This window comes from Kroppenstedtia guangzhouensis (assembly GCF_014637345.1).
GTDB classification, from domain to species: Bacteria; Bacillota; Bacilli; order Thermoactinomycetales; family DSM-45169; genus Kroppenstedtia; species Kroppenstedtia guangzhouensis.
On sequence record NZ_BMEX01000001.1, the window covers coordinates 410,683 to 435,875 of the forward strand.

24 protein-coding genes and 1 pseudogene are annotated in these 25,193 nt (G+C 52.4%); 23 read left to right on the forward strand and 2 right to left on the reverse strand.

Features of this window, described 5'->3' with window-relative positions; all coding sequences use genetic code 11:
• The first annotated feature begins 27 nt into the window (after positions 1–27).
• The 11 genes and pseudogenes from IEV46_RS02115 to IEV46_RS18555 all read left to right on the forward strand — a co-directional run.
• On the forward strand, positions 28–2,316 hold the full coding sequence (locus IEV46_RS02115; protein WP_188429323.1) for an FtsK/SpoIIIE family DNA translocase: 2,289 nt from the start codon (positions 28–30) through the stop codon (positions 2,314–2,316).
• A gap of 186 nt (positions 2,317–2,502) precedes the next feature.
• Entirely contained in the window at positions 2,503–3,540 is a 1,038-nt protein-coding gene (locus IEV46_RS02120; RefSeq protein ID WP_188429325.1) for a BMP family lipoprotein, read from the forward strand.
• A gap of 89 nt (positions 3,541–3,629) precedes the next feature.
• Positions 3,630–5,138 (forward strand): ABC transporter ATP-binding protein, encoded by a 1,509-nt coding sequence (locus IEV46_RS02125; protein ID WP_188429553.1) that lies wholly within the window; start codon positions 3,630–3,632, stop codon positions 5,136–5,138.
• Positions 5,138–6,199 (forward strand): ABC transporter permease, encoded by a 1,062-nt coding sequence (locus tag IEV46_RS02130; RefSeq protein WP_188429327.1) that lies wholly within the window; start codon positions 5,138–5,140, stop codon positions 6,197–6,199. The genes IEV46_RS02125 and IEV46_RS02130 overlap by 1 nt, the downstream gene beginning before the upstream one ends.
• Complete coding sequence (locus tag IEV46_RS02135) at positions 6,192–7,127, forward strand: ABC transporter permease (RefSeq protein ID WP_188429329.1); 936 nt, start codon at positions 6,192–6,194, stop codon at positions 7,125–7,127. Before IEV46_RS02130 ends, IEV46_RS02135 begins: the two co-directional genes overlap by 8 nt.
• Before the next feature lie 209 nt (positions 7,128–7,336).
• Positions 7,337–8,626: an EF-P 5-aminopentanol modification-associated protein YfmF gene (gene yfmF, locus IEV46_RS02140; RefSeq protein ID WP_188429555.1), complete on the forward strand. Its 1,290-nt coding sequence runs from the start codon at positions 7,337–7,339 to the stop codon at positions 8,624–8,626.
• Positions 8,613–9,899 carry an EF-P 5-aminopentanol modification-associated protein YfmH gene (gene yfmH, locus IEV46_RS02145; protein WP_188429331.1) on the forward strand — a complete coding sequence of 429 codons (1,287 nt, stop codon included), beginning with the start codon at positions 8,613–8,615 and terminating at the stop codon, positions 9,897–9,899. The genes yfmF and yfmH overlap by 14 nt, the downstream gene beginning before the upstream one ends.
• A 119-nt stretch (positions 9,900–10,018) precedes the next feature.
• A complete protein-coding gene (gene ymfI, locus IEV46_RS02150; RefSeq protein ID WP_188429333.1) occupies positions 10,019–10,771 on the forward strand; it encodes an elongation factor P 5-aminopentanone reductase in 753 nt (250 codons plus the stop codon).
• An 87-nt stretch (positions 10,772–10,858) separates the two neighbouring features.
• Positions 10,859–11,122 carry a DUF3243 domain-containing protein gene (locus tag IEV46_RS02155; protein WP_188429335.1) on the forward strand — a complete coding sequence of 88 codons (264 nt, stop codon included), beginning with the start codon at positions 10,859–10,861 and terminating at the stop codon, positions 11,120–11,122.
• Positions 11,123–11,286: 164 nt separating this feature from the next.
• Entirely contained in the window at positions 11,287–12,060 is a 774-nt protein-coding gene (locus tag IEV46_RS02160; protein ID WP_188429337.1) for a DUF3388 domain-containing protein, read from the forward strand.
• A 48-nt stretch (positions 12,061–12,108) separates the two neighbouring features.
• Positions 12,109–12,315, forward strand: a pseudogene (locus IEV46_RS18555) (helix-turn-helix domain-containing protein); the annotation flags it as partial.
• A 165-nt stretch (positions 12,316–12,480) separates the two neighbouring features.
• Here IEV46_RS18555 and IEV46_RS17950 read toward each other — a convergent pair.
• A complete protein-coding gene (locus IEV46_RS17950) occupies positions 12,481–12,936 on the reverse strand; it encodes a hypothetical protein (protein ID WP_229735835.1) in 456 nt (151 codons plus the stop codon).
• On the opposite strand from IEV46_RS17950, the gene IEV46_RS17955 reads away from it, so the two are divergent.
• The 6 genes from IEV46_RS17955 to IEV46_RS02190 all read left to right on the forward strand — a co-directional run bounded on the left by IEV46_RS17955 (position 12,925) and on the right by IEV46_RS02190 (position 19,450).
• Positions 12,925–13,548: a hypothetical protein gene (locus tag IEV46_RS17955; RefSeq protein ID WP_229735837.1), complete on the forward strand. Its 624-nt coding sequence runs from the start codon at positions 12,925–12,927 to the stop codon at positions 13,546–13,548. The two genes, IEV46_RS17950 and IEV46_RS17955, sit on opposite strands and share 12 nt — an antisense overlap.
• Positions 13,549–13,586: 38 nt before the next feature.
• Positions 13,587–14,672 (forward strand): helix-turn-helix domain-containing protein, encoded by a 1,086-nt coding sequence (locus IEV46_RS02170; protein WP_188429342.1) that lies wholly within the window; start codon positions 13,587–13,589, stop codon positions 14,670–14,672.
• A gap of 143 nt (positions 14,673–14,815) precedes the next feature.
• Positions 14,816–15,664, forward strand: coding sequence for a helix-turn-helix domain-containing protein (locus IEV46_RS02175; RefSeq protein ID WP_188429344.1), 849 nt, complete (start codon positions 14,816–14,818; stop codon positions 15,662–15,664).
• 342 nt (positions 15,665–16,006) lie between these two features.
• Positions 16,007–16,591, forward strand: a complete 585-nt coding sequence (gene pgsA, locus IEV46_RS02180; RefSeq protein WP_188429345.1) for a CDP-diacylglycerol--glycerol-3-phosphate 3-phosphatidyltransferase — start codon at positions 16,007–16,009, stop codon at positions 16,589–16,591.
• Positions 16,592–16,616: 25 nt separating this feature from the next.
• Positions 16,617–17,870, forward strand: a complete 1,254-nt coding sequence (locus tag IEV46_RS02185) for a competence/damage-inducible protein A (protein ID WP_188429347.1) — start codon at positions 16,617–16,619, stop codon at positions 17,868–17,870.
• A complete protein-coding gene (locus tag IEV46_RS02190) occupies positions 17,867–19,450 on the forward strand; it encodes a DEAD/DEAH box helicase (protein ID WP_188429349.1) in 1,584 nt (527 codons plus the stop codon). The genes IEV46_RS02185 and IEV46_RS02190 overlap by 4 nt, the downstream gene beginning before the upstream one ends.
• A 57-nt stretch (positions 19,451–19,507) precedes the next feature.
• Here the strand turns inward: IEV46_RS02190 and IEV46_RS02195 are convergent, their stop codons facing one another.
• Positions 19,508–19,804 carry a metal-sulfur cluster assembly factor gene (locus IEV46_RS02195; protein ID WP_229735867.1) on the reverse strand — a complete coding sequence of 99 codons (297 nt, stop codon included), beginning with the start codon at positions 19,802–19,804 and terminating at the stop codon, positions 19,508–19,510.
• Positions 19,805–20,066: 262 nt separating this feature from the next.
• Here IEV46_RS02195 and recA point away from each other — a divergent pair, with 262 nt between their 5' ends.
• The 6 genes from recA to IEV46_RS02225 are packed head-to-tail and all read left to right on the forward strand — an operon-like array spanning position 20,067 to position 25,180.
• The gene (gene recA, locus IEV46_RS02200; protein WP_188429354.1) at positions 20,067–21,143 is read left to right on the forward strand and encodes a recombinase RecA; all 1,077 of its coding nucleotides are present in this window, start codon (positions 20,067–20,069) and stop codon (positions 21,141–21,143) included.
• A 21-nt stretch (positions 21,144–21,164) separates the two neighbouring features.
• Complete coding sequence (locus tag IEV46_RS02205) at positions 21,165–21,824, forward strand: RecX family transcriptional regulator (RefSeq protein ID WP_188429356.1); 660 nt, start codon at positions 21,165–21,167, stop codon at positions 21,822–21,824.
• A gap of 4 nt (positions 21,825–21,828) precedes the next feature.
• On the forward strand, positions 21,829–22,818 hold the full coding sequence (locus tag IEV46_RS02210) for a metallophosphoesterase family protein (protein WP_188429358.1): 990 nt from the start codon (positions 21,829–21,831) through the stop codon (positions 22,816–22,818).
• Positions 22,815–24,290, forward strand: a complete 1,476-nt coding sequence (locus tag IEV46_RS02215; RefSeq protein WP_188429360.1) for an AAA family ATPase — start codon at positions 22,815–22,817, stop codon at positions 24,288–24,290. Before IEV46_RS02210 ends, IEV46_RS02215 begins: the two co-directional genes overlap by 4 nt.
• A complete protein-coding gene (locus tag IEV46_RS02220; protein ID WP_188429361.1) occupies positions 24,256–24,519 on the forward strand; it encodes a hypothetical protein in 264 nt (87 codons plus the stop codon). Before IEV46_RS02215 ends, IEV46_RS02220 begins: the two co-directional genes overlap by 35 nt.
• Complete coding sequence (locus IEV46_RS02225; protein ID WP_188429363.1) at positions 24,503–25,180, forward strand: ATP-binding protein; 678 nt, start codon at positions 24,503–24,505, stop codon at positions 25,178–25,180. The genes IEV46_RS02220 and IEV46_RS02225 overlap by 17 nt, the downstream gene beginning before the upstream one ends.
• Positions 25,181–25,193 lie beyond the last annotated feature (13 nt).

Consider the following 25,193-nt stretch of genomic DNA (forward strand, 5'->3'; position numbering starts at 1 on the left):
GGTTTGGATAGGAAAAGGTGGTCGGTTATGGGGAAGAAAAAGAAAAAAGGTTCGGGTGGGATTTCCAAAGCGATCCTGTTTGAATTATACGGAATCATTCTGTTCACCCTGTCTTTGTTGGCGATCGCCGGTCTGGGAGCTGTGGGCCGTTCGCTGTGGTATTTGTCCCGCTTTTTTTTCGGCAGTTGGGGCTTTCTTCTTCCTCTGGGAGGGATGGTCCTGGCTGTGCGGGTGATGGTGAAACGGAGTTGGCCGGATCGCTGGTCAGCCCGTTGGACGGGGATCCTGCTGATCATCCTCGCGTTTTTAATCTGGAACCATATGGACACCTTTGATACTTTGGAATCACGGGGACAAGGAGGGCCCGTCCTTTCTGTGACTTTGGATCGGGTGCTGGAAGAGAGAAATTCCCGACTGCCCACAGATATCGGAGGGGGAATGGTCGGGGCTTTGGGATATGCCCTGTTCCAATTTCTTTTTGATCGATCGGGCTCCACCTTGGCAGTCATCGCTCTCGGGATGGCAGGGGTACTGTTGGCGACGGGATTTTCGTATGTGAACAGTCTGAAGTCCCTCAAAGAGTGGTGGAGAGGTTTGATTCGGGAATGGAAAGGTCAACTGATTCGACGCTTTTCCTCTTCCCGGGTAAAGGAGGGGGAAAAAGCACGGAAGCGCCCCCGAAAAACCAAGACGGAGGAGAGTCGTCCAAAAACTGCGGCGACTCCTGAGATTCCGGTTATCCACGATTTTTCCGAGAAGGAAGAGACATCTCCACCGCCGCCGGAACAACCGGAACTCTTCCCTAAGCAGAAGGTGAATACAAAAGCTTCCGCAGAGAAGGAGGCGGGGGAGGAGGCAGTGGTGGTCCGGTTCAACAAAGAACAGGATCTTCCCGAGTATCGGTTACCTTCCTTCACTCTTCTGGAAAAGACAGAAAAAAGCAGTAGGCAGCAGGATCACAGGGGAATGACTGACAATGCCCGCAAATTGGAGGCTACGCTGGGCAGTTTTGGAGTAAAAGCAAAAGTGACCCAGATTCACAGGGGACCAGCGGTGACCCGCTATGAAATTCACCCGGATACGGGAGTGAAGGTAAGCCGGATTGTCAATTTGGCAGACGATATCGCCCTTGCTCTGGCTGCGAAAGATATTCGTATCGAGGCGCCGATCCCGGGCAAATCCGCGCTGGGAATCGAGGTACCCAATCGGGAAGTTTCCATCGTGGGTCTCAGGGATGTATTGGAGAGCTCCCAATATCATGAGGCGATCTCCAAGCTATCCATCGGGTTGGGTAGGGATATCTCCGGGGAACCGATCGTGGGGGATCTTACGAAGATGCCCCACCTGTTGGTGGCAGGTGCGACGGGTTCGGGCAAGAGTGTCTGCATAAATGATATCATTTGCAGTATCTTGTATAAGGCAAAGCCCCATGAAGTGAAGTTTATGATGATCGATCCCAAAATGGTGGAGCTGAATATTTACAACGGAATTCCACATCTGTTGGCCCCTGTCGTGACAGATGCCCGCAAGGCTGCCGTCGCTCTGAAAAAGGTGGTGGCCGAGATGGAGAAGCGGTATAAGATGTTTGCCGAAACCGGAGCGCGGGATATCGACCGATATAACCAACTGGCCGGCAAAGAAAAAGGAAAACCGATTTTGCCATACATTGTGGTGATTATCGACGAATTGGCCGATCTGATGATGGCAGCACCGGCGGATGTGGAGGATGCGATTTGTCGGCTGGCGCAAATGGCGAGGGCGGCGGGGATCCATCTGATTATCGCCACCCAGCGACCTTCAGTGGATGTGATCACCGGATTGATCAAAGCAAACATTCCGTCACGAATTGCCTTCGGTGTTTCCTCCCAAGCCGACTCGCGCACCATCTTGGATATGGGTGGAGCGGAAAAATTGTTGGGCAGAGGGGATATGCTCTACCTTCCGGTGGGGGCCTCCAAACCGACCCGGGTGCAGGGATCTTTTGTCTCAGATCAGGAGGTGGAAGCCGTGGTCCGCCATGTGAAGCAGCAACAGCAAGTCCGTTATCATGAAGAAATGATTCCCAATGAGGGAGAAACGGAGGATGTGGGCGAAGAAGTGGAAGATGAACTCTTCCCCCAGGCAGTCCAGCTTGTGGTGGAAGCCAAGACCGCTTCCGTATCCTTGTTGCAACGTCGTCTGCGTGTCGGTTACACCCGGGCAGCCCGATTGATCGACTATATGGAGGAACGCGGGATCGTCGGTCCCTATGAAGGGAGTAAACCGCGGGAGGTATTGATGACACCGGAACAATTATCCAAACAACATATATCTTAGACCGGTGGTTTGATAAAACGGCTGGTCAATCGGGTAACCAGCATGGTATAACAATAAAGGGACATGAAACCGGCATAAGGGAAAACGGTTTCACTTCAATCCCGGACAAGCCGTTTATCCCGGACTTGGGGGAGGATGCATCCCCGATTGTCGGAAGCTGTCAATATACTCAAGGGGGTCGCTAAAATGAAAAGAAAATCCTGGGGCATCCTGTTTCTGAGCATCTTGCTCATCATCGCTACTGGCTGTGGTGCCGGCGGTAACCAGGGGGGCGAAAAGGGAGAGGCTTTTTCTGCCGGCTTGGTGACAGACACCGGCGGGATCAATGATGAGTCCTTTAACCAATCCGCTTGGGACGGAATGGAGAAAGCAAAGAAAGATCTGGATGCCAAAATTAAATATCTGGAATCGAAGCGGGATGAGGATTACCTCCCCAATCTGACCCGATTTGCCAGGGAAAAACAAGATATTATCTGGGGAGTCGGCTTTAAATTCAACAAAGCGATTCCGGAAGTGGCCGATCAGTTTCCGGACCATAAATTTGGGATCGTGGATGACAATCTGGGGGGAAAGATCCCGGACAACGTGGTTGCTGTCACTTTTAAAGAGCACGAAGGTTCGTTCCTGATGGGTGTGATCGCCGGCTCTATGACAAAAACTGACAAAGTGGGCTTTATCGGTGGAATAAGTTCTCCCCTGATCAAAAAGTTTGAAGTCGGTTTCAGGGCGGGTGTCCAAGCCGTCAATCCCAAGGCGAAAGTGACTGTGGTCTACGCGGAGAGTTTCACTGATGTGGCCAAAGGCCGTTCCTTGGCTTCCAACATGTACAATGACGGAGCGGATATCATTTATCATGCCGCCGGGGGTGTGGGCAAAGGTCTCTTCGACGAAGTGAAGACACGGGAAAAAGGAAAGTATTGGGCGATCGGTGTTGATCTGGATCAGTCCAAATTGGCTCCTGACCATACTCTCACCTCCATGGTGAAGCGGGTGGATGTAGCAGTTTTCGATATCATGAAGGATATGAAGGAAAACGACAAGTTTCCGGGTGGTAAACAGGTGGAGCTCGGGCTGGAGGAAGATGCAGTGGGTCCGGCCGAAACTTCCGACAAACATGTCCCTGACAAAATCATGAAAAAAGTGGAAGATTACAAGCGCCAGATCATCGATGAAAAAATCGAAGTCCCGTCCAATGAACAAGAACTGAAAAAATTTAAGTCGTAACAAAACCTGTCAGCCGAGTGAGCCGGGCTAGCCTAGTGCTAGCCCTTTTCGCCGATAAAGAAAGGAGGACCTCCGTGAATATCGTCGAAATGAAGGGGATCACCAAAAGTTTTCCCGGAATTGTGGCCAATGACCGTATTCATCTGGAAGTAAAGGAAGGGGAGATTCATGCCCTTCTGGGGGAAAACGGTGCGGGAAAGTCAACCTTGATGAACATTCTATTTGGACTTTATCAGCCGGATGAGGGGGAGATTTGGATCAAAGGAAAGCAGGTTCAAATCACAGGTCCCAATATGGCCGGCGAGTTGGGAATCGGAATGGTCCATCAACATTTCATGCTTGTGGAACCATTTACTGTAACCGAGAACATCATTCTGGGAAATGAACCGGTGAAAGGTGGATGGATCGATCGAGACGGAGCGGAGCGAGAAGTACGGGAGATCTCGGATCGGTACGGTCTCCGTGTCGATCCCAGGGCAAGGATCCAGGATATCTCCGTAGGAATGCAGCAAAGGGTGGAGATCTTGAAGATGCTGTATCGCGGAGCTGATATTCTGATTTTTGATGAGCCTACCGCAGTGCTGTCTCCGCAGGAAATCCAGGAATTGATGGGAATTATGAACAACTTGGTCGAGGAAGGTAAGACTATTATTTTCATCACCCACAAACTGAAGGAAATCATGCAAGTCTGTGATACGGTGACCGTAATCCGTCGAGGAAAATTTATCGACAGGGTGAAGGTGGAGGAAATGGATGAGAACCGCTTGGCTTCGATGATGGTGGGTCGGGAAGTCTCCTTTGCTGTTGAAAAGGAAGCAGCCAAACCCAAGGAGACGGTCCTGTCCATTGAAGGATTGCACGTAACCGATTCCCGGGGTGTCGGCGTGGTTAACGGACTCGATCTGGAGGTTCGAGCGGGTGAGATTGTGGGGATCGCCGGTGTGGACGGGAACGGTCAGACGGAACTTCTGGAGGCAATCGCCGGATTGCGGAAGGTGCAAAAGGGGAAAATCCAGCTGAATAACTCCGAGATCACCAACCAGAGGCCTCGGGAAATCACGGAACGCGGAGTGGGTCACATACCTGAGGATCGACATCGCCGGGGACTGGTCCTCGATTTCACCATCGGAGAAAACATGGTCTTGCAAACGTATTATCAATCGCCCTTCGCCAGAGGGATCCATTTGCAATATGATCAAATCCATCAATATGCCGAGCGTTTGGTCAAGGAATTTGACGTACGAACCCCGGATATTCACACACCGGCACGGGCTCTTTCCGGTGGGAACCAGCAGAAAGGGATTATCGCCCGGGAGATGGATCGGAATCCGGATCTGTTGATCGCGGCCCAGCCGACTCGGGGTCTCGATGTGGGGGCGATCGAATTTATCCACAAGCGGTTGGTGGAGCAACGGGATAAAGGAAAAGCAGTTCTTCTGATGTCCCTGGAGTTGGATGAAGTGATGAAACTGAGCGATCGGGTTGCTGTCATCTATGAAGGAAAGATCGCCGGCTGGGTCAATCCTCAAACGACAACGCAAGAAGAAGTGGGACTGTTGATGGCGGGCGGCAGTACCGGCACGGAGGTGAAACATTGATGCAATTGATACAGCGCAAGCAGTCAACCTTTCTGACATCCCTGGTCTCAGTTTTGCTTGGGATGCTGGTGGGGGCCGTGATGATGTTGGTGGCCGGTTACGATCCGATCCAGGCGTATGCGGCCCTGTTATCCAGTGCATTTCTCATGCCTTATGACATCGGTGAAACGATCCGGACCATTTCACCGTTAATCCTGACCGGTCTTGCAGTGGGGCTGGCTTACCGGACAGGGCTGTTCAATATCGGGGTGGAAGGTCAGTTTATCATCGGCCAATTGGCGGCAACTATTATCGCTCTCAAACTGGATTTGCCTCCGGTGATTCACGCGGTGGTGGCTGTGATCGCAGGTGCCATCGGGGGAGCCCTGTGGGCCTTCCTGCCCGGACTGCTCAAAGCGACTCGGGGAGTTCATGAGGTGATTGTGACGATCATGATGAACTTCATCGCTTTATATCTTTCCAACGTGCTGGTCCGCAACTGGCTGTCCGCCGGGGCCGATTCCACGGAGAAGATTCCGTCTTCAGCATCCCTTCGCTGGGATTCTCTCTCTTCTTTGTTTGGCGGTGCACGGATTCATATGGGGATTTTTATCGCTTTGGCCAGCGCACTGTTTATGTATTATCTCCTGTGGAGGACTACTTCCGGGTTTGAGTTGCGGGCTGTCGGTTTTAACCCTGATGCTTCCGAGTACGCCGGGATGAGTGTCAAGCGCAGTCTGATCCTGTCAATGATGATCAGCGGTTCCTTTGCCGGATTGGCTGGGGCATCAGAGTTGCTTGGAACATCGGGCTATCTGGCGATTCAGGGAGCACATACCGGAATCGGCTTTGACGGAATCGCAGTCGCCTTGCTGGGGGCTAACACTCCGGGGGGGATCCTTCTCGCAGCCTCCCTGTTCGGGATTCTCACCTACGGAGGAAGCAACATGCAATTTGTGGAGGGAGTTCCCTTCGAGGTGGTGCGGGTGGTTTTTGCTGCGATCATCCTCTTTGTTGCGGCCAATATAGTCCGTTGGGGCACTCAGAAGTTCCGGAAAAAGGCGGTGAAAGAACATGCTTGATGTGCTCACCAATATATTGCAGACTACGGTTCTCTATGCCACTCCCTTGATCCTGGCGGCCATTGGAGGTCTGTTTTCGGAGAGGTCAGGTGTGGTTAACATCGGCTTGGAGGGATTGATGACCATCGGGGCGTTTACGGGAGCCGTCGTGACTCTGGCCACCCACAACCCCTGGATCGGTCTGCTAGCAGCCATAGTCGCCGGAATTTTGTTCGCTCTCCCCCATGCGGTGGCGTCAATCACTTTCAAGGCAGACCAAGTGGTCAGCGGGGTGGCCATCAACTTTCTCGCTCTCGGGGTGTCGGTCTATTTGGTGAAGTCCCTGTACGACGGAGCTGCCCAGACACCGACGGTGAAGGAAACCCTTACACGGCTTCCGATTCCCGGTCTGGACCAAATTCCCGTGATCGGTCCGGCTTTGTTCAACGCTTTTCCAACCACGTATCTGGCCATATTGGTGGTGATCATCACTTACTTTCTTCTGTACCGGACTCCCTTCGGCATGCGTCTCCGTGCAGTGGGTGAACACCCCCGTGCCGCGGAGACGATGGGGGTGAATGTGTTCCGTATGAGGTATATCGCTGTGTTGATCAGCGGGGCATTGGCGGGTGCCGGAGGTGCCGGACTCTCTATCGCCATCGGGAGTGAGTTCAATCAAACGACTGTGGCCGGACAAGGATTTATCTCCTTGGCTGCATTGATTTTTGGGAAATGGAATCCGTTCGGCGTTTTGGGTGCGGCCACTTTCTTCGGGTTTGCAGTCGGCTTGGCACTGATCGGTCAGATCTTTGGTTTGACAACCTATATTCCCAGTGAAGTTTTGAATATGCTTCCCTACATCCTGACCATCCTGGCTTTGGCCGGATTTGTGGGGCGGGCGGAGGGGCCTGCTGCTGTGGGCAAGCCCTATGAGACCGGTGGACGATAAAAAACGATTCGATGTCTCTTCCCGATGGGAAGGGGCGTTTTTTTGTATTCTGGAAGAGGGGATGGAAGAGTTGTCGATGTTCGCAACATTTCTCCGATAAACGGACATAATATAAAAAATGAAAAGGTATTGATCCTTTCCGAGTACTTCTCCTTTCTTATATAATGGGGGATACATACTCAGAGAAAAGAGGTGTTGGTGTGTCTGAAATGTCCTTTGAATCAGTGAATGTTGGAAATCTCAGGGTCCATATCTGTTCCACAGATAAATTTAAGACTACATTGATGGTGGCGATGGTTCAACAGGAACTGTCAGCAGAGACGGTGACCCGTCATGCTCTCTTGCCCAATGTCCTGCAGCGGGGGACCCGGACCCATCCTTCGACAGTGGGATTGAAGCGAAAATTAGACGATCTGTACGGGGCCACTCTGTTTGGGGATGTGTTCAAACGGGGAGAGCGACACATTCTTCAATTGGGCCTGGATCTGGCAGATAGCTCCTTTTTGACCGATGCGGATACTTTGTTGGAGGATGGAGCCGCTTTTTTGGGAGAGCTTCTGTATCGGCCGGTGACGGATGAAGAAGCCTTTCGGGAAGAGTATGTCCGGGCGGAGAAGAAGAATCTGAAACAGAAAATTGAAAGCTTGATGGATGACAAAATCCGCTTTGCTGCCCTTCGTTGTGTGGAGGAGATGTGTAAAGGAGAGCCTTATGCGCTGTTTAACCATGGACGGTTACAGGATTTGGACGGGATCAATCCTCAAAATCTGTATACATACTATCGGGAACTGATTCGGACCCGTCCGATCGATCTGTACTTTGTCGGCAACCTGAGTGTGGATCGAGCGGTGGAACTGGTTGAAAAGCACTTTTCCATGGAGACCGCATCCAGGGTAGAACTGACTCCGCCCCAAGTCAAGTCCGTTCCCGGCAAAGTGCGGGAAGTGGTGGATCGTCTGGATGTGAATCAGGGAAAACTGAATATGGGATGTCGGACCGGGGTGACTTATGCTGATGACAACTACGCCGCTTTGTTGATGTTCAACGGAATTCTGGGAGGGTTTCCCCATTCCAAACTGTTTATCAACGTCCGGGAAAAAGCCAGTCTGGCATATTATGCGGCTTCACGTGTGGAAAGTCACAAGGGGATTCTCACGGTCCAATCGGGGATTGAAATCGTCAACTATCAAAAGGCTGTTGACATTATCCGGGAGCAGTTTGATCAGATGAGACAAGGGAAGTTTACTGATTCGGAAATTTCCCAGACCCGAGCGATGTTGATCAACCAGTTGAAAGAGAGACAGGATCGTGCCTTTGACCTGGTGGATGCCCATTACCACGGGATTGTGGGTGGCAAAGAGCGTCCCTTGGATCAAATGATCAGGGAAATCCGTCAGGTAACACGGGAAGAGATTACAGCAGTGGCGCAAAAAACGACCTTGGATACGATCTATTTCTTGAAGGATCGGAAAGGGGGAGAAGGCGATGGGAAAAATTGAACACCGACAACTGCGGGAAACCTTGTTTCACGAAGAGCTCCCTAACGGTCTTAAGGTCTATTTGTTGCCGAAGCCGGATTTCAACAAGACTTATGCCACTTTCACCACCCGTTATGGCTCCATTGACAATCATTTCACCCCGCCAGGAGGACAAGAATTGAAAGTGCCTGACGGGATTGCCCATTTTTTGGAGCATAAAATGTTTGAAGAGCCCGATGGGGATGTGTTCAGCCGTTTTTCCAACCAGGGAGCTTCCGCCAACGCGTTCACCAGTTTTGACCGGACGGCCTATCTTTTTTCCTGTACGGAAAATGTGCATCAAAATTTAACCACTCTGATCGATTTTGTCCAGAATCCTTATTTTACAGACCAGTCGGTGGAAAAAGAGAAGGGGATCATCGGTCAGGAGATCCGGATGTATGAAGACAATCCCGACTGGCGTTCTTATTTCGGGTTGATCGAAGCGATGTTCAAGCAACATCCCGTCCGAATCGATATCGCCGGAACAGTGGAATCGATCGACAAAATCACGAAAGAGACCCTTTACACCTGTTACGAAACTTTTTATCACCCGAGCAATATGCTTTTATTTGTAGTAGGTCCGGTGAATCCGGAGGAAACGATGGAGCTGGTTCGTCAAAATCAGGCAGCGAAGTCCTATGAGAAGCAAGGGGAAATCCGGCGTTACTATCCGGAAGAGGATGCTGGTGTAGCCCAGGAGATCAAAGAAGTTTCCCTGGCGGTGGGAATTCCTAAATGCCTGTTTGGATTTAAGGAAATTCGCACGGGTTTGACCGGAGATGATCTGCTCCGTCAGGAGCTGGCCACGGAAGTGATGTTGGAGGCCCTGTTCGGGCAGGGGTCAGACTTGTATCAATCTCTTTACGATGATGGACTGATCGACGATCAATTCGGCTACGACTACAGTCTGGAGAAGGGGTATGGCTTTTCCATGGCGGGTGGGGACACGATCGATCCGGATGCCTTGGTAAAACGGATCCGGAAGGAACTTCCTCACCTTGTTCAATCGGGGATTCCGCAAGATGTGGTGGAGCGGATCCGGAAGAAAAAACTGGGGAATTATCTCAGGTTATATAATTCCCCCGAATGGATTGCCAATCAGTTCACCCGTTATAAGTTCAGCGGAACGGATCTGTTCAATATTATTCCGCTGTTGGAAGAACTCCATGGGGACGAGGTGAATCAACGTTTGAGAGAGCATATCGGATGGGATCGGTTTGCGGTCTCCATCGTTCGGCCGAATCACGAATAAAAACAGCTGGAAAACAAGGTTGCTGATTAATCGGAATACGGTTAATCAAAGCACCTGAAGTTGTTCAAACCTGACGTGCCTTTCGGCGCGTCTTTCTTTCGCTTGGAGGGGAAAGTCAGATGAATCCGTTACAGGGAGAGATAGCGTTGGTATCAGGAGGCAGCCGGGGAATCGGGGCGGCTGTCGTCCGCCGGCTGGCCAAAGACGGTTCCGATGTGGCTATCGTTTACCGCCAGGCGCGGGAGCAGGCGGAAGAGACAGCGGAGGCTTGCCGTTCGCTTGGAGTCAAAGCCTTCGCCTATCAGACTGATGTTAGGTTTCGCACAGAGGTTGAGAGATTGTTGAAGAAAGTGGCCAATGACTTAGGATTGCCCACGATCTTGGTCCACAGCGCCGGAGTGACTGGAGAAAGTTGGGTGTTCCAGGATGTGACGGATGGGGAGTATGATCGGGTGATGGACACCCATGTCCGGGGAGCTGTTCATCTGGTACAAGCGGTCCTGCCGGAGATGATTCGCCGCAGGAAAGGGCGAATCATTCTGTTGTCCTCCATCTGGGGTGAATCGGGGGGGGCGGGAGAAGTTTTGTATTCCGCGGCCAAAGGAGCTTTAAATGGGTTGGCACGGGCGCTGGCCAAGGAGGTGGCCCCTTCAAAGGTCACGGTCAATGCCGTCGCCCCGGGGGCGATTCAGACGGACATGTTGGCGGAACAGTTGTCAGTGGAGGATCGGCGGGAATTGACTCAACAAATTCCCGCGGATCGTCTGGGAACAGTGGAGGAGGTGGCCGCTTTGGTCTGCTGGTTGTGTCTCCGGGAAGCGGAATATCTGACGGGACAGGTCCTTCATATCAATGGAGGCTGGTATCCTTGAATCTCTTTAACGGTTCTTTGCATAAGTCGGACCCGTTGGGTTCATATTAGCAACGAAGACATCATCCGGATGAAGGAGGATTTGACCATGTCAGTATTGGACAACTTCCAGGATTGGAAAAACTTCTTGTCCCAACGTGTGGAGCAAGCACAGGGGATGGGAATGGACAAAGAGACCATCACCGATGTGGCTCAGCAGATCGGTAATTATCTAGCCAAGGAGATCAGCCCTCAAAATTCTCAGGAACGCCTGTTGCAGGAACTGTGGAACGCCGCTGATGAACAGGAGCAGAAAACAATAGCCGGATTGATGGTCAAGTTGGTCCATGGCGGCGAGGGCCCTCAACATTGATCGGTATGAAGCACCCTGTCGTAGGGGTGTTTCATTTTTTGACCAACAATTTTCTGTGACGCCGGGTTTCTCTTTCCAAGTGACATGTGATATACTATTAAACAAATTTGCAAGGTTTTTTAAGAGTACAGAACAATTTGACAGGGCACGAAAGGTGTGTGGCTATGGGCGGTCACGATTGGTATATCGAGTACCAGATTCATAAAAACCGACCTGGTCTGTTGGGAGATCTGGCTTCCCTGCTCGGAATGCTCTCCATCAACATTATCACCATCAACGGAATGGAGAACAAACGCAGGGGGATGCTTCTCAACACGGATAACCGGGAGAAAATCCACGCCCTGAAGCACATCTTGAACCGGGTGGATAATATTACGGTCACAGCTCTTCGTCCGCCGACGTTGATGGATCGAATGGCTGTCCGTCATGGCCGTTATCTTGACCGTTGCCTGGAAGACAGCAGAACTTACAGATTCACCCGTGAAGAGTTGGGTCTTTTGGTGGATTTTATGGCTGAGCTGTTTAAAAAGGAAGGGCACCAATTGATCGGGCTGCGTGGAATGCCCCGTGTGGGGAAAACAGAGTCCGTGGTTGCTTCCAGCGTATGTGCAAACAAGCGCTGGACTTTCGTTTCGTCCACCCTTCTCAAACAGACGGTTCGAAAGCAGCTGGCTGATGATGAGATGAACACGGAGAACGTCTACATCATCGATGGGATTGTCTCCACTCTTCGTTCGACGGAACAACATCACATGCTGGTACAGGAAATTATGCGGATGAACGCCACGAAGGTGATTGAACATCCCGATATTTTTATTCGGGAGACGGAATTCACTTTAGATGATTTTGACTATATCATCGAACTGAGAAACCATCAGGATGAAGTGATCAGCTATGATATCCTTGATGAGGATCTCACTGCTTTCGATATTAGATGAAATGATGATACTTAGATAGAGAGAGATCGGAATTCAGGAGGTGCAGTTATGTCCGGTATCGGAACCCAGTTGAAGGAGACAAGGGAGGCGAAGGGTTACTCACTGGAACAGGTGCAACAAAGCACAAAGATTCACATCGAGTATCTGCGTGCATTGGAAAATGATCAATTTGACTCCTTACCGAGTCCTTTTTATGTTCGTGCTTTTCTCAGAACCTATGCTCACTGTCTCGGTTTGGATGCCCAACCTTTGATGGATCGGTATGAACGGGTGGCGATTCATGGAGGCCCGCCCCTCAGGCAACCAACGGTTTTTCAGGGGATGGAACATGAAAACTTGAACAGAGGCGAAGGCCAACGTCCTTTTCGTGGAGAGCCGAGATTGGGTCGAACCTATTCTTCGAGGCAACAGCGTATGACATCACCGAAAGGGCAACCGATTCAATCTTTCCCGGATCAAAATACTCATCTTCCCGCTCGCAGTCGGCGGCATTCTCCCCCTCCGGGAACGGGGAGCTTCCCGGCCCAGTCTTCCCATCCGGGAACGGGGAACCTCCCGGCCCAGTCTTCCCATCCGGGAACGGGGAACCTCCCGGCCCAGTCTTCTCATCCGGGGACGGGGAGCTTCCCGGCTCAGTCTTCTCATCCGGGGACGGGGAGCTTCCCGGCTCAGTCTTCCCATTCGGGGACGGGGAGCTTCCCGGCTCAGTCTTCCCATTCGGGGACGGGGAGCTTCCCGGCCCAGTCTTCCCCTCCGGGGACGGGGAGCACTTCGGCCCAACCTTCCCATCCAGAGATGGGGAACACTCCGTCCCCTCAATCGAAAGGAAGCAGCCTCCAGCAGACGCAGCGAATACAATTGCCGATGGGTAGTCAACCGGCAGCCGCCCGTTCCGGAGAGTCAAGGGAACACTTGCAACAGACGATGACTCCCCGTAAGGTATCTCAAGAGGTGAAGCGGGGAGTGGAAAAAGGGGATGGGAAACCGAAAAAGGGGGGAGCCAGCAAGTGGATGATCCGTGTCGCTTCCATCGGGGCATTATTGCTGGTTTCCATCGGGGGTTACACCATCCTGACGAATAATTCCGATTCGGGGGCTTCCAAACAGCCGTCAGCGGATGAACAAGGTGCCGGCGTACCCAAGAATGATACTGCCAATGCTCAGGATGTGAACACTCCACAGTTGACCAAGGTGAAAACGGGCAATGACCTGGAGGGGGATTTGCTCACCCTGGAAAATGCCAAAAAAATCGAAGTGGAGATCAAAGCGACCAAGGGAAACACGAATATCTCCGTCGGCAATAAAGTGAACAATGTGGAGGAGTCCTACGAGATTAAGGTGGGAGAGCAGAGAAAGCTGAACGCGGATCAATTCATCTGGTTCCGACTGATGAAACCCTCCAACACTCAAATCAAGGTTAACGGTGAAGAAGTCGACACGACGGCCCAGGATGTACCTAAGAGCTATCGGATCCAATTGAAGAAATAATCATCAGAAAAACAAATCACTCGCAGGAGGTGGGCCGGGTGTCGGTTGAAATCGGTCACCGACTCAGACAAGCCCGGGAAGCCCAAGGGTACTCCCTTGACGAGATGGAACAATTCACCAGGATCCCTGCCCATGATCTCGCATCCTTGGAAGCCGGCGATTTCTCGAATTTTTCCAGTTCCTATTACGTTCGGGCATACCTCAGGACATATGCCAATACACTTGGGCTGAATCCCCGGGAAGTTGTGGATGCTTACCGTTTGGTAAGGAAGGGGGGGGTTGACGGTAGTGCAGCCGGTCGGTCCTATCAGGGATCTGCTCAGGTGCGCGGCCGGGGCTCAAATCCTTCCGCCATCAACCCCCTTCCTATGGAAAATAAGCAGGTCGCTGCAGAGAGAACAGAGGAGACACCTCTTTCCCGAAGCTCCCGGTCGAAGTGGAAACAGACCGCTTCAGAGAGAGTCGCGTCCCAGGAAGGGCGAAGGGTTAGTATGCCTCCGGATGTTCCGGAGCCCGAAGAATTAGGACTATCTCCCATGCATGAAAAAAATCGGGAATATCCTCCAGCAGAGGCACCATCTTTGAGCCGAAGCGCTTCCAGGCGTGGTAAAACCAAAAAGCCGAAGGAAAGCACGTTTGGAATCTGGTACACCCGTTTCCTGATTCTGATGGCGATCCTGTTGGTTCCCGCTTCGATCTACGTCTATCTCCTGGTGACAGGAGATGATCTGGACCAAGCGGCCGGTAAGTCCGGTAGCGAAACCAAGCCCCTAAGTGAACAGGAGAAACCGGCAGGCGAGGAAAGTTCCAAACCCCTTTTGGTTCCGGTTCAACAGGGAGGTTCAGGAACGGACCGTTATGAACTGACCCACGCGGACCAGATCGAAGTGAAGCTCAGATCCAACGGGGAGTCCCGGTTTCAAATCCGGGAGCAGGAAGTGGGTGCTCAACTGAAGGATGGAGTATTGCAAAAAGGGGAGACCGTTTCTTATCCATACAAAAAAGGGAAAGATCTTTATCTTCAGCTCAGTCATCCCTCTTCGGTGGAAATGACAGTCAATGGAATGAAGGTGAAGACTTCATACGAAAAAGAGAAATTGTTCCATATTTCCCTTGTCAATTGAGGCTCCCCCTTGCCGGGAGCCTTTTGACATGAGTCTTTTGCCTCGGTTATACTGAACAGGGCTTTTTTCTTCCTTTTCAATCTGCTCTGATATAATTTGATTCCCCATGGATGTGTCAGGTGGCGGCAGGAGGTGATCCAACCATGGCGAAACCGACCGACCGACTCAGACAGGCGAGGGAAGAGGCCGGACTCACCATGGAAGATGTGCAAGATCGGACAAATATCCAGATTCGGTATCTTCAAGCGATGGAGAAGGGAGACTTTTCGCTTCTTCCCGGAAAATATTACACCCGTGCTTTTTTAAGGAATTATGCGGAGTTCCTTCATCTGGATCCGACACCTATGATCCATCAGTTTGAAGAGTTCCAAAGTGAGGCGGATTCGTCACCCCTAACTGAGGAAAAGAAGCCATCTCCTGTTCTCAGCAGGAAAGAACGGTATGCAGCGGACAAGGCGGAGGAAAAGAAATCTTCCTTACTGGTTCGGAAGTTGTTGTCCATGTTCGCGATTCCGAAAAAGGGTTCCGTTTGGTTGTTGGTGATCGGGCTTATCTTGTTGATTCCGGCGGTGATTGCATATTTTGTCTTCAGCGATGACCCGCCGGAGGAGAAAAAAGGGGAATCCACGGTCCGGGCGGAATCGGGGAGGTCTTCTGAGGATAAGAAGGATACTTCACAGGTAAGACTGGTGAAACCTTCAGAAACCTATGATTACGGGGACGTCTTTGAAGTTTCCAATGCAAAAAAAGTGGAAGTGACGGTGGAAGCCGATAAAAATACTTGGTTTCGCTTTCGTCCCGGGGGGCCGACTGAAAAGATCGGTGAAGAAGCAAACCTTGCTGCAGGAGAGAAAAAAAACTTTGAACATCCGGAATGGATTTCCCTGATGATCGGAAATCCAAATTATGTAAAATTAACCGTGAACGGACATGTGATCGACACCACAGAGGAGAAGAACGCCCATGCATACCAGTTGAAGTTAAAGAAGTGAGTCCAATTCTGAGCCTACCCAAATCGGGGTGGGCATTTCCGTTTTGACACCGAAGAAAAGAATGGTTTATACTTACCAGCAGAGAATGGGAAAGTGCACGTATGAGCCCCAGTGAGAGGGCTTGTTTTATGCGGGAAAAATGGTGTAGAATCGTTATTTTCGGATATACATGGACGGGGTCTGTTTCTGACGGTTTTTGAGCATGCTGGATTATGGTAAGGTTATATAGCAAGCTTCACCCAAGCAACGGGTGATCACCTGAAACAGCGAAAAGGAGACTGGATGCGGAGGAGAGTTTTTGCAACCTTGTACCTTCCATTCCTGCGGGGGAGGTTCGCTGATGTGAATCTGGCAAATAAAATCACTCTGGTCCGGATTATTCTGGTCCCAGTAGTGATGCTATTTCTTCTGGTCAATTACGATCTGGGTCAATTCCGCATCGGCCAAGGTGTGATCACTGTCAGTGAGATTATCGCCACACTGGTGTTTATTCTGGCGGCGGTGACAGACGGCTTGGACGGTTATATCGCCCGAAAACGGAAACTGGTGACCAATCTGGGGAAGTTTTTGGATCCCCTGGCGGATAAACTGCTGATTTCGGCTGCGTTGATTTCCCTGGTGGAGATGCAGCGGTTGGATGCTTGGATTGCGATTGTTATCATCAGTCGGGAATTTGCAGTGACCGGTCTCCGTCTGGTGGCGGCCGCTGAAGGAGATGTGATTGCGGCCAGTCCTCTCGGCAAACTGAAGACGATCGTCCAGATCATTGCCATTGCTGCGCTGATGTTAAACAACTTTCCCTTTTCTTTCATCGCCTTTCCTTTTTCTCAAATATTCATCTGGTTGGCGGTTTTGATCACCGTCTGGTCTGGGATCGATTATTTCTTGAAAAATCGCAGTGTCATCCGCTTCTCAAAATCCCGTTAACCCCGCTGAGAAAGGAAGTCATCGGATGCGTGCTGAATTGGTCGCGGTGGGAACCGAGCTGTTGTTGGGGCAGATTGTGGACACCCACTCCGCATTTTTGTCTCGGGAACTCTCGAGCCTGGGAATTGATGTGTATTTTCACACTTCCGTCGGTGACAATCGGGATCGGCTCGTTGCTGTGGTGAAGACAGCTGTTTCCCGCTCCGATTTGGTTATTTTCACTGGTGGATTGGGTCCAACTGAGGATGATCTGACGAAAGAGACTGTGGCTGAGGCTTTGGGAGTCCCGCTGGTGGAACATCCTCCCTCGGTGGCTTCGTTAGAACGGCTGTTTTCCGAAAAGGGTCAAACTATCCCACCATCCAACTATAAACAGGCGTTGGTGTTTGAAGGGGGAGAGGTGTTCCCAAACCCCAATGGAACTGCCCCCGGCGTGGCGGTATCGACGGATTCGGTTACCTGTGTTCTCCTTCCGGGTCCTCCGACGGAGCTGTATCCTATGTATCATGCGGAGGTACGTCCCTTTTTGGAATCGATCCGCAGCAAAGAGGAAGCGGTGGTATCCCATGTTCTCCGGTTTTTCGGAATAGGTGAATCCCATCTGACAGAGCGGATTGGAAATCTGATCCAAGACCAGACAAATCCGACGATTGCCCCTTTGGCCAAGGAAGGGGAGGTTACTCTTCGCTTGACGGCGAAAGCCGATGACCGTCAAAGAGCGCAGGAATTGATGGCTCCGGTGAAGGAGGCGATTTTGCACTCTGTCGGTCAGTTCATGTACGGTGAGGATGATGACACCTTGGAAAAATTGGTCATCTCTGCACTCAGGGATCAGGGAAAGAGGCTGGCTGTGGCTGAAAGTTGCACCGGGGGATTGCTGGCTCAGACACTGACATCGGTGCCCGGCAGCAGCGCGGGTTTTCAAGGTGGAGTCGTTTGTTATGCCAATGAGGTGAAAACGGGAATGCTCGGAGTGTCCCCTGAGCTGTTAAAAACCCACGGGGCGGTCAGCATGGATTCGGCTCTTGCCTTGGCGGAAGGGGTGCGGGGCCGATTCGATACCGACTTTGGTCTCAGTGTGACGGGTGTGGCAGGTCCAGGCCGGGTGGAGGAAAAACCGGTGGGCTTGGTTTATCTGGGAGTATCCGAACGGGGCGAGGCGACCCGGGCCTACCGTTTGAATCTTGGCGGTTCCCGGGAAAAGATTCAAATCCGGGCTGTCAAACAGGCACTCCATGCTCTGTTGGAACGATTAAAGAAAGGTGTAGCTGCGAAATGAAGCGTTTTGATTCCTTTGAATTGGATGCCCTGATTATGAAAGGGATCCGGGAGATGGGGTTTGAAGAGCCGTCTCCCATTCAGGCGGAATGTATCCCCGCCGTCCTCCGGGGAGAGGATGTGATCGGCCAGGCCCAAACGGGGACCGGAAAAACGGCCGCTTTTGGAATTCCCCTCCTGGAGCATGTGGACTCCGGCTCCAGAAAAGTGAAAGCTGTCGTGCTGGCTCCAACCCGGGAGTTGGCGATCCAAGTTTCCGAAGAACTCCGCAAGATCGGGCGCGCCAAGCGGGTTAAGACGTTACCCATCTATGGCGGACAACCGATCGGACGTCAGATCAAGGCTCTAAAACAAGGCGTTCAGGTGGTGATCGGCACACCGGGGCGCATGCTGGATCACCTTCGTCGTGGAACTCTTCGTTTGGATTATGTGGAGATGCTGGTGTTGGATGAGGCAGACGAGATGTTGGATATGGGATTCATCGACGATATTGAGGCAGTGATGGATCACTTGCCGGAGAACCGGCAATTGTTGCTTTTCTCGGCCACCATCCCGCCGGCTATCCGGCAGCTCGCTCGCAAATATATGAATAAGCCCCGGTTTATCACGGTGAGCCGTGGGGAAGTGACCGCTCCGGTCATTGAACAGGTTTATTATAAAGTTTTGGAAAGTACCAAACTGGATTCGCTGTGTCGCATCTTGGACAGCGAGTCCCTGGAGCAAGGAATCCTGTTTTGTCGTACGAAAAAAGGTGTGGACGAGCTGGCAGAATCCTTACAGGCGCGGGGATACCTTGCCGCCGGACTGCACGGGGATCTGGCTCAGCAACAGCGGGACCGGGTGATGAACTCTTTTCGACGGGGGGACATTGAGCTGTTGGTGGCCACTGATGTGGCGGCCCGTGGAATTGATGTGGGAACAGTCTCCCATGTGATCAACTATGATATTCCTCAGGATGCGGAAAGTTATGTGCACCGTATCGGTCGGACCGGTCGGGCCGGCCGCACGGGAATTGCCTTGACGTTGGTCACTCCCCGGGAGATGAAACAACTTCGCTCCATCGAACATGAAATCGCCGGTGAGTTGAAACCCCGGGAGCTTCCGAGCCTGGAGGAAGTGGCGGAACGGCAACAAGAGTTGCTGAAAGAGCAGTTGGTTGAGACGATCCAGTCCGGTGAACTGATCCCGATCTTTGAAGAGCTGGTGCAAAGCTTGACCGAGAAACACGATGCAAATCAGATCGCGGCAGCGGCCCTGCACATGGCTTTTGCGGACCGCTTTACCGGGGGAACCGATGCAGTCTATGACTTTGGCGAAACGGGAGCTTCCCCGGGCATGGTCCGTTTCTTCATCAATGTGGGTCGCAATGCGGATATCCGTCCGCGGGAGCTGGTGAAAGCGATCGCCGAGCAGGCGGGAATAGCTGCCAAAAAAGTGGGTCGGATCAATATATATGATCGGTTCTCGTTTGTGGAAGTTCCCGAAGAGGCGGCTCCCTTCGTATTTGAAGCCCTCCGTCAGAGCAAGATCAATGGTGCAAGGGTCAATTTGGAGCCGGCCCGGCCCCGGAACCGTTCCTGATCCTGCAACGAAAAACCCCCGCCGGTTGGAGACGGCAGGGGTTTTTCGTTGTTTTTTTCAGTGGATGCCCAAAGCCATCTTGGCATACCGGGACATCCGATCTTTGCTCCAGGGGGGGTTCCAGACGATGTTCACTTCAACACTCTTGACTCCCTCGACGGACTTGACGGCGGTTTCCACCATCTCGTTGATCATTCCGGCAAGAGGGCATCCCATGGCGGTCAAGGTCATGGTGACCTTGACGTTTCCTTCATCATCGATATCCACTCCGTAGACCAGACCGAGGTTGACGATATCGATATGAAGCTCGGGGTCTTCAACAGTTTCCAGAGCTTCCATGACCTCTTCTTTCATGTTTTCTTTATCCACTTTTCCCACTCCTTTGCAGGGGATTCGGGTTCTGCTGTATGGGATGGATTTTCGCGTCCCGGACGCGTGCGGAGGCATGTGCCTCCATCTGTTAAGTGTTTCCACACCCTATCCCCCATGATACCAGAGTTTTTCCGGAGTTGCGAGGGGACGGGGGTACCGAATAAATGTTCGCAAATGGTCTTGGCAGGGGCTGAAAAAGGATGTATGATGAGGATATCCAAGGGAATCGAAGGAGTGAGGATGCATGTCCGACCGCCGTCAGGCTTTGGATATGGCTTTAAGGCAGATAGAGAAACAGTTTGGTAAAGGTTCGATCATGAAGATGGGGGAAGCTGGTGCCCGTCAAGTGGAAACAGTCTCCAGTGGAGCACTGGCTTTGGACATCTCGCTGGGGGTTGGAGGATACCCCAGGGGGCGGATCATTGAAGTGTACGGTCCCGAGTCCTCAGGGAAGACGACAGTTGCCCTCCACGCGATCGCCGAGGTTCAACGGGGGGGAGGACAGGCCGCCTTTATCGATGCGGAACATGCCCTGGATCCCGTTTACGCGGAAAAGTTGGGGGTGAACATCGATGAACTGCTCTTGTCCCAGCCGGATACGGGGGAACAGGCACTGGAAATTGCCGAGGCTTTGGTTCGTAGCGGAGCAATCGACATTATCGTCGTCGACTCGGTGGCGGCCCTTGTGCCGAAGGCGGAAATCGAAGGTGAGATGGGGGACTCCCATGTCGGTTTACAGGCCCGTCTCATGTCCCAGGCTCTTCGCAAGCTTTCCGGTGCGATCAGCAAGTCGAAGACGATTGCGATCTTCATCAACCAAATCCGGGAAAAGGTGGGTGTCATGTTTGGCAACCCCGAAACCACCCCTGGAGGCCGCGCCCTGAAATTCTACTCCAGTGTCCGTCTGGAAGTACGGCGAGCGGAAACGATCAAACAGGGCAACGAAATGGTTGGCAACCGCACCCGGATCAAAGTGGTCAAGAACAAGGTGGCCCCTCCTTTCAAGCAGGCGGAAGTGGACATCATGTACGGGGAGGGAATCTCTAAAGAAGGCAGCATTCTGGATATCGGAAGCGATCTGGACATTGTGAAAAAGAGCGGTGCCTGGTACTCCTTTGAAGGAAATCGGTTGGGACAAGGCCGGGAGAATTCCAAGCAATTCCTCAAGGAAAATGCCAAGGTAGCTCTCTCCATCGAAAACAAGATCCGGGAACATTTCAATCTGCAGACGGTCAGTCCGGAACAGGAGCCAAAGGAGCAGTCGAAAAAGGCGGGGGATGAAAAAAAAGCGGAAGCTCTTTCCCTCGACCTGAAGGAATAATGGAAGAAGGCGTGAGATCCGATGGAAGGCGATGCGGGAGAAATCACGCGGATTGAGAGACAAAAAAGCGGCTTGCCCCGTTACAACATTCATATTGACGGCACTTATCGATTCTCTGTTCACGAGGATGTATTGGTCCGGTTTGCCCTGTCGAAGGGGATGAAAGTGGATAGAGAGGAGATTGGGCGGATCCTGGCGGGGGAAGAGCAGAACAAGGTTCGCCAGTCCGCTCTTCGCTATCTCGGTTATCGTCCCCGGACGGTCCGTGAGGTGGAGCTTTATCTCACGGCCAAGGGGTATGAACGGGATCCCATCCGTCAAGTAATCACCGAAATGAAAAATCAGGGTTTTTTGGACGATCGACAGTTTGCCGAAGCGTGGGTGGAAGAACGTCGCGGGCGAAAAGGATACGGCATTCTGGCCCTGAAGCGTGAGCTGGAACGGAAGGGAATTCCCCCGGAGATTGCAGAAGATGTGCTCAGCCGGGTGGACGAGGAAGAAGAACGGAAGCTGGCCCGGGAGACGGCGGAAAAGCGATATCGTCGTCTTGCCGGGGAACCCTGGCCCAAGGTGGAAAGGCGCCTGGGCCAGTATCTGTTGCGTAGAGGATTTGAACCCTCGCTGGTGTATGGGCTGTTGCACGAGTTTCGGATGAGACACGGGGAAGAGGAAAGGGGATGATCCGATGCTTCGTCTCCTCTACGTGACGGATACCCATATCCGGGGGACGGCTCCCCGAAGCAGAACCGATGATTTTGTGGAAGCCCTCCGGAACAAGTTGAATGAAGTGATCGACATTGCCGGTCGGGAAAAGGTGAACGCCGTACTTCACGGTGGAGATCTTTTCGACAGACCGGACTTGTCTCCCGCCGTTGTGCGGGATTTTGCCCGTTTATTGCGCCGGTTGGAAATACCGGTCTATACGATTGCGGGAAATCATGATATCTACGGGCATAATCCGGAGACGGTGGATCGGTCGATGTTGGGTCTTTTGGATGCTTTTGGAACGGTCGGCTTGATCCGGTCCGGAGAAAAAATCTGTTTGGAGGAGGGGGGAATCCGTGTGCAACTCACCGGTCAACCCTTCCACTATGATTTGGATCGGCGGGATCCGGCATTGGATTATGTGGTGAAAAATGAGACGGGAGCCGATTACTGTGTTCATATGGTTCACGGAATGGTGGTGGATCGCGCACTTCCCGACAGTGTTCCCCACACCTTGACGGACCACCTATGGTCGGAGGAGGTGGATGTCCTGTTGACGGGACATTACCATGCCGGCTTTCCCATCAAGAAAAAGGGTGGCCGTTATATCATCAATCCGGGAGCCTTGGCCCGGATCAACAACCACCCGTCGGAAATCAGCCGGCATCCTCAAGTGGCATTGCTCGATTTCGGAAGTGAAATCACCGTGAAACTCCTTCCCCTGAAATGTGCCGCTCCAGGGGAAGAGGTTCTGGACCGGTCTTGGGTGGAACAGGCGGCTTACCGGGAAGAGAGGATCGCCGCCTTTGAACGGGAAATCCGGGATCATGATTTTCGAAGTCTCCATGTACAGGGAATTGTGGAGGAGATCGCCGGATCGAAGAATGTGGAGGATGAGGTCCGCCACGAAGCATTGCGACGGATTGCGGTGGTGCAAGAACACTTGGGAACCGGGAGGGACGAGGATTGAAACGTTTTGAACGGTTAGTGATCGAAAACTTTCAGTCCCATGAACAGACAGAGGTGTTCTTCACCAATGGGCTCAACGTGTTCGTCGGCCCGTCGGACAGCGGAAAAAGCGCGATCCTGAGGGCGCTCCGATGGGTTCTCTACAATGAACCCAAAGGGACCGACTTCATCCGGGCGGGAAAAAAAAGGTGTCGGGTCACCCTGACTCTATCTGACGGTACACAGATCACGCGGATGCGCTCCTCTTCCGTCAACAGGTACATACTGAAGACTCCGGAGCAGGAGGAACAAGTGTATGAGGGGTTCGGATCCTCTGTCCCTCAGGAAGTCCTGGATGCTCATGGGATGCATGTGTTGAAGCTGGACTCGGATTGGAAGCTTCCTGTCCAGTTCGGTACTCAGCTGGAACCGCCGTTTCTGCTGGCGGAAACGGGAATGGTGAAGGCGAAATCCATCGGCAGGGTCAGCGGAGCACACATCATTGACATCGCTTTGCAAGGAACGGCAAAGGATTTGACCGCGGTCAATTCGAGACTGAAACATGTGGTGGAGCAATCGGACGAGCTAAAAAAGCGCTTGGAGCCCTATGAAGATTTGCCCAGACTCCAGGAAAGACTGGAAGAGGCTGAAGCCCAATATGAGGAAGCGACGGCCATGCATGCTCGCCTGGAAGCTATTTGTCAACTGAAGGGTCGCCTAGATCTGATGAGCCGGGAGAAGAAGGAGACCCGGGACAGGTTGGGACGGTTGTCCGGTGTTGATGAAGCGAACCGGATCCTGCTGGAAGCGGAACGGGCCCTTTCTAAACTGAGTTACATGAAGCGGCTTTCCTCAGCCTGTTTGGGTATCTGGAGGGAACGGGACGGATGGAAAAAAGTCTGGGTCGAAACCGGACGAACGATGGAAGTGGAGGAGCACCTGTCCAATCTTTTGAAGGAACAGGAGCGACTGAGGCAACTCACCCCGCTCCGGGAGAATCTGAAACGGGTGCAACAGGAAGCCGGCCGACAGCGGAGGATTTGTTCGGCAACCGCCGCAATCGATCAGATAGATCTGGATCAACTGGAGGGTCTGGGCAGGCGTTATCGGGCTTTGGTGGGGCTGCTTCCGAAGATTCGTGCATTGGGACAGGAAAAGAAGCAGTTGCACAACCGACTTCGGAAGCTGGTTGATCTGCCGGAAGAACAGGTGGAAAAGTTGAATGATCTGGTGGAGAAACGAGGACGTCTCCTCAGTCTGGAACAGGTATGGAGGGACTGCCGGAGGCGTTTGTCCCGGGGGCGCCGTTTTTTGAAGGAAAAAGGAGACGTAATCGATAGATACACCGGACAACTGGCTGCCCTTCTCCGTGCATTGGGCCGGTGTCCCACCTGTAGTTCCCCGATCGACGATTCCGTCCTGGATCATATCATGGAAGAATACGGAGGAGGAATGGCCGGTGCAGCAGCAGGAAGAGAAGATCAAACAACTTAAAAATGCGCTGAACAAAGCGAAGGATCAGCGTTACAGGGCTGAAGCCAGGTTGGAGAGTCTGGAACAGGAGGAAAGGAAACTCCTGAAAGAGATGGAGGAACTCGGAGTGGAGCCTGATCGGCTGGAAGAGGAGATCAAAAGGCTGGAAGAGGAGATTGAAAGTCGGATTCAGGAGGCATGGAAGCTGTTGCCGGAGGAGCTGAAACGCAACCATGGATCGGACAAGTGAACTGAATGCGTTGAGCCGGGCTTTGTCTTCGGCCAAAAAGGAAGCCCTAATCAGGGAAACGGAGAGAAACGGGCTGCAGGAGCTCTTGAATGATACGGAAAAACGGCGGCAGGATGCGGAAAAAGAGCGGGACCTTTTCGAAAAGGTGAGAGTTCTCCTTCAGGGCTCGGCGGAGCATGCCCGTCGACAAGCGAAGGAGCAGATGGAGACATTGGTGACCAATGCCCTCCAGTATGTATTTGGCCCACAGTTTCGATTTGAAATCGAGCTGTTGGAACACGGTGGCAAATCGGCGGCTGAGTTTTATGTCATCACGGACTGGGAAGGGGTCCCAGTGAAGACCAAGCCCCAGGATGCCCGCGGAGGGGGAGTGGTGGATATCATCTCTCTGGCACTGAGGGTGGCGATGGTGGAAACTTTTCGACCCAGACCGGAAGGCCCTTTGATTCTGGATGAGCCGGGAAAGCATGTCAGTGCGGAATATGTGATTCCCATGCTGGAATTTCTCAAATCCACTGCAGAGATGTTTGGTCGGCAGGTGATTCTGGTCAGTCACAATTCTCACCTTACGGAAGGGGCTGATCGAGTCTTTCAGGTTCAGATGAGAGGTGGGGGAACTCTGGTCCGCCCTTCCGGTCTTCTTGACAATGGGGTCGAGTAAATAATACAATTGG

Bases quoted from the DNA above. Each gene is read 5' to 3' on its own strand.
- IEV46_RS02115 (WP_188429323.1), top strand. From the start codon at position 28: ATGGGGAAGAAAAAGAAAAAAGGTTCGGGTGGGATTTCCAAAGCGATC.
- IEV46_RS02120 (WP_188429325.1), top strand. From the start codon at position 2,503: ATGAAAAGAAAATCCTGGGGCATCCTGTTTCTGAGCATCTTGCTCATC.
- IEV46_RS02125 (WP_188429553.1), top strand. From the start codon at position 3,630: ATGAAGGGGATCACCAAAAGTTTTCCCGGAATTGTGGCCAATGACCGT.
- IEV46_RS02130 (WP_188429327.1), top strand. From the start codon at position 5,138: ATGCAATTGATACAGCGCAAGCAGTCAACCTTTCTGACATCCCTGGTC.
- IEV46_RS02135 (WP_188429329.1), top strand. From the start codon at position 6,192: ATGCTTGATGTGCTCACCAATATATTGCAGACTACGGTTCTCTATGCC.
- yfmF (WP_188429555.1), top strand. From the start codon at position 7,337: ATGTCCTTTGAATCAGTGAATGTTGGAAATCTCAGGGTCCATATCTGT.
- yfmH (WP_188429331.1), top strand. From the start codon at position 8,613: ATGGGAAAAATTGAACACCGACAACTGCGGGAAACCTTGTTTCACGAA.
- ymfI (WP_188429333.1), top strand. From the start codon at position 10,019: ATGAATCCGTTACAGGGAGAGATAGCGTTGGTATCAGGAGGCAGCCGG.
- IEV46_RS02155 (WP_188429335.1), top strand. From the start codon at position 10,859: ATGTCAGTATTGGACAACTTCCAGGATTGGAAAAACTTCTTGTCCCAA.
- IEV46_RS02160 (WP_188429337.1), top strand. From the start codon at position 11,287: ATGGGCGGTCACGATTGGTATATCGAGTACCAGATTCATAAAAACCGA.
- IEV46_RS17955 (WP_229735837.1), top strand. From the start codon at position 12,925: ATGGGTAGTCAACCGGCAGCCGCCCGTTCCGGAGAGTCAAGGGAACAC.
- IEV46_RS02175 (WP_188429344.1), top strand. From the start codon at position 14,816: ATGGCGAAACCGACCGACCGACTCAGACAGGCGAGGGAAGAGGCCGGA.
- IEV46_RS02185 (WP_188429347.1), top strand. From the start codon at position 16,617: ATGCGTGCTGAATTGGTCGCGGTGGGAACCGAGCTGTTGTTGGGGCAG.
- IEV46_RS02190 (WP_188429349.1), top strand. From the start codon at position 17,867: ATGAAGCGTTTTGATTCCTTTGAATTGGATGCCCTGATTATGAAAGGG.
- IEV46_RS02195 (WP_229735867.1), bottom strand. From the start codon at position 19,804: ATGAAAGAAGAGGTCATGGAAGCTCTGGAAACTGTTGAAGACCCCGAG.
- recA (WP_188429354.1), top strand. From the start codon at position 20,067: ATGTCCGACCGCCGTCAGGCTTTGGATATGGCTTTAAGGCAGATAGAG.
- IEV46_RS02205 (WP_188429356.1), top strand. From the start codon at position 21,165: ATGGAAGGCGATGCGGGAGAAATCACGCGGATTGAGAGACAAAAAAGC.
- IEV46_RS02210 (WP_188429358.1), top strand. From the start codon at position 21,829: ATGCTTCGTCTCCTCTACGTGACGGATACCCATATCCGGGGGACGGCT.
- IEV46_RS02225 (WP_188429363.1), top strand. From the start codon at position 24,503: ATGGATCGGACAAGTGAACTGAATGCGTTGAGCCGGGCTTTGTCTTCG.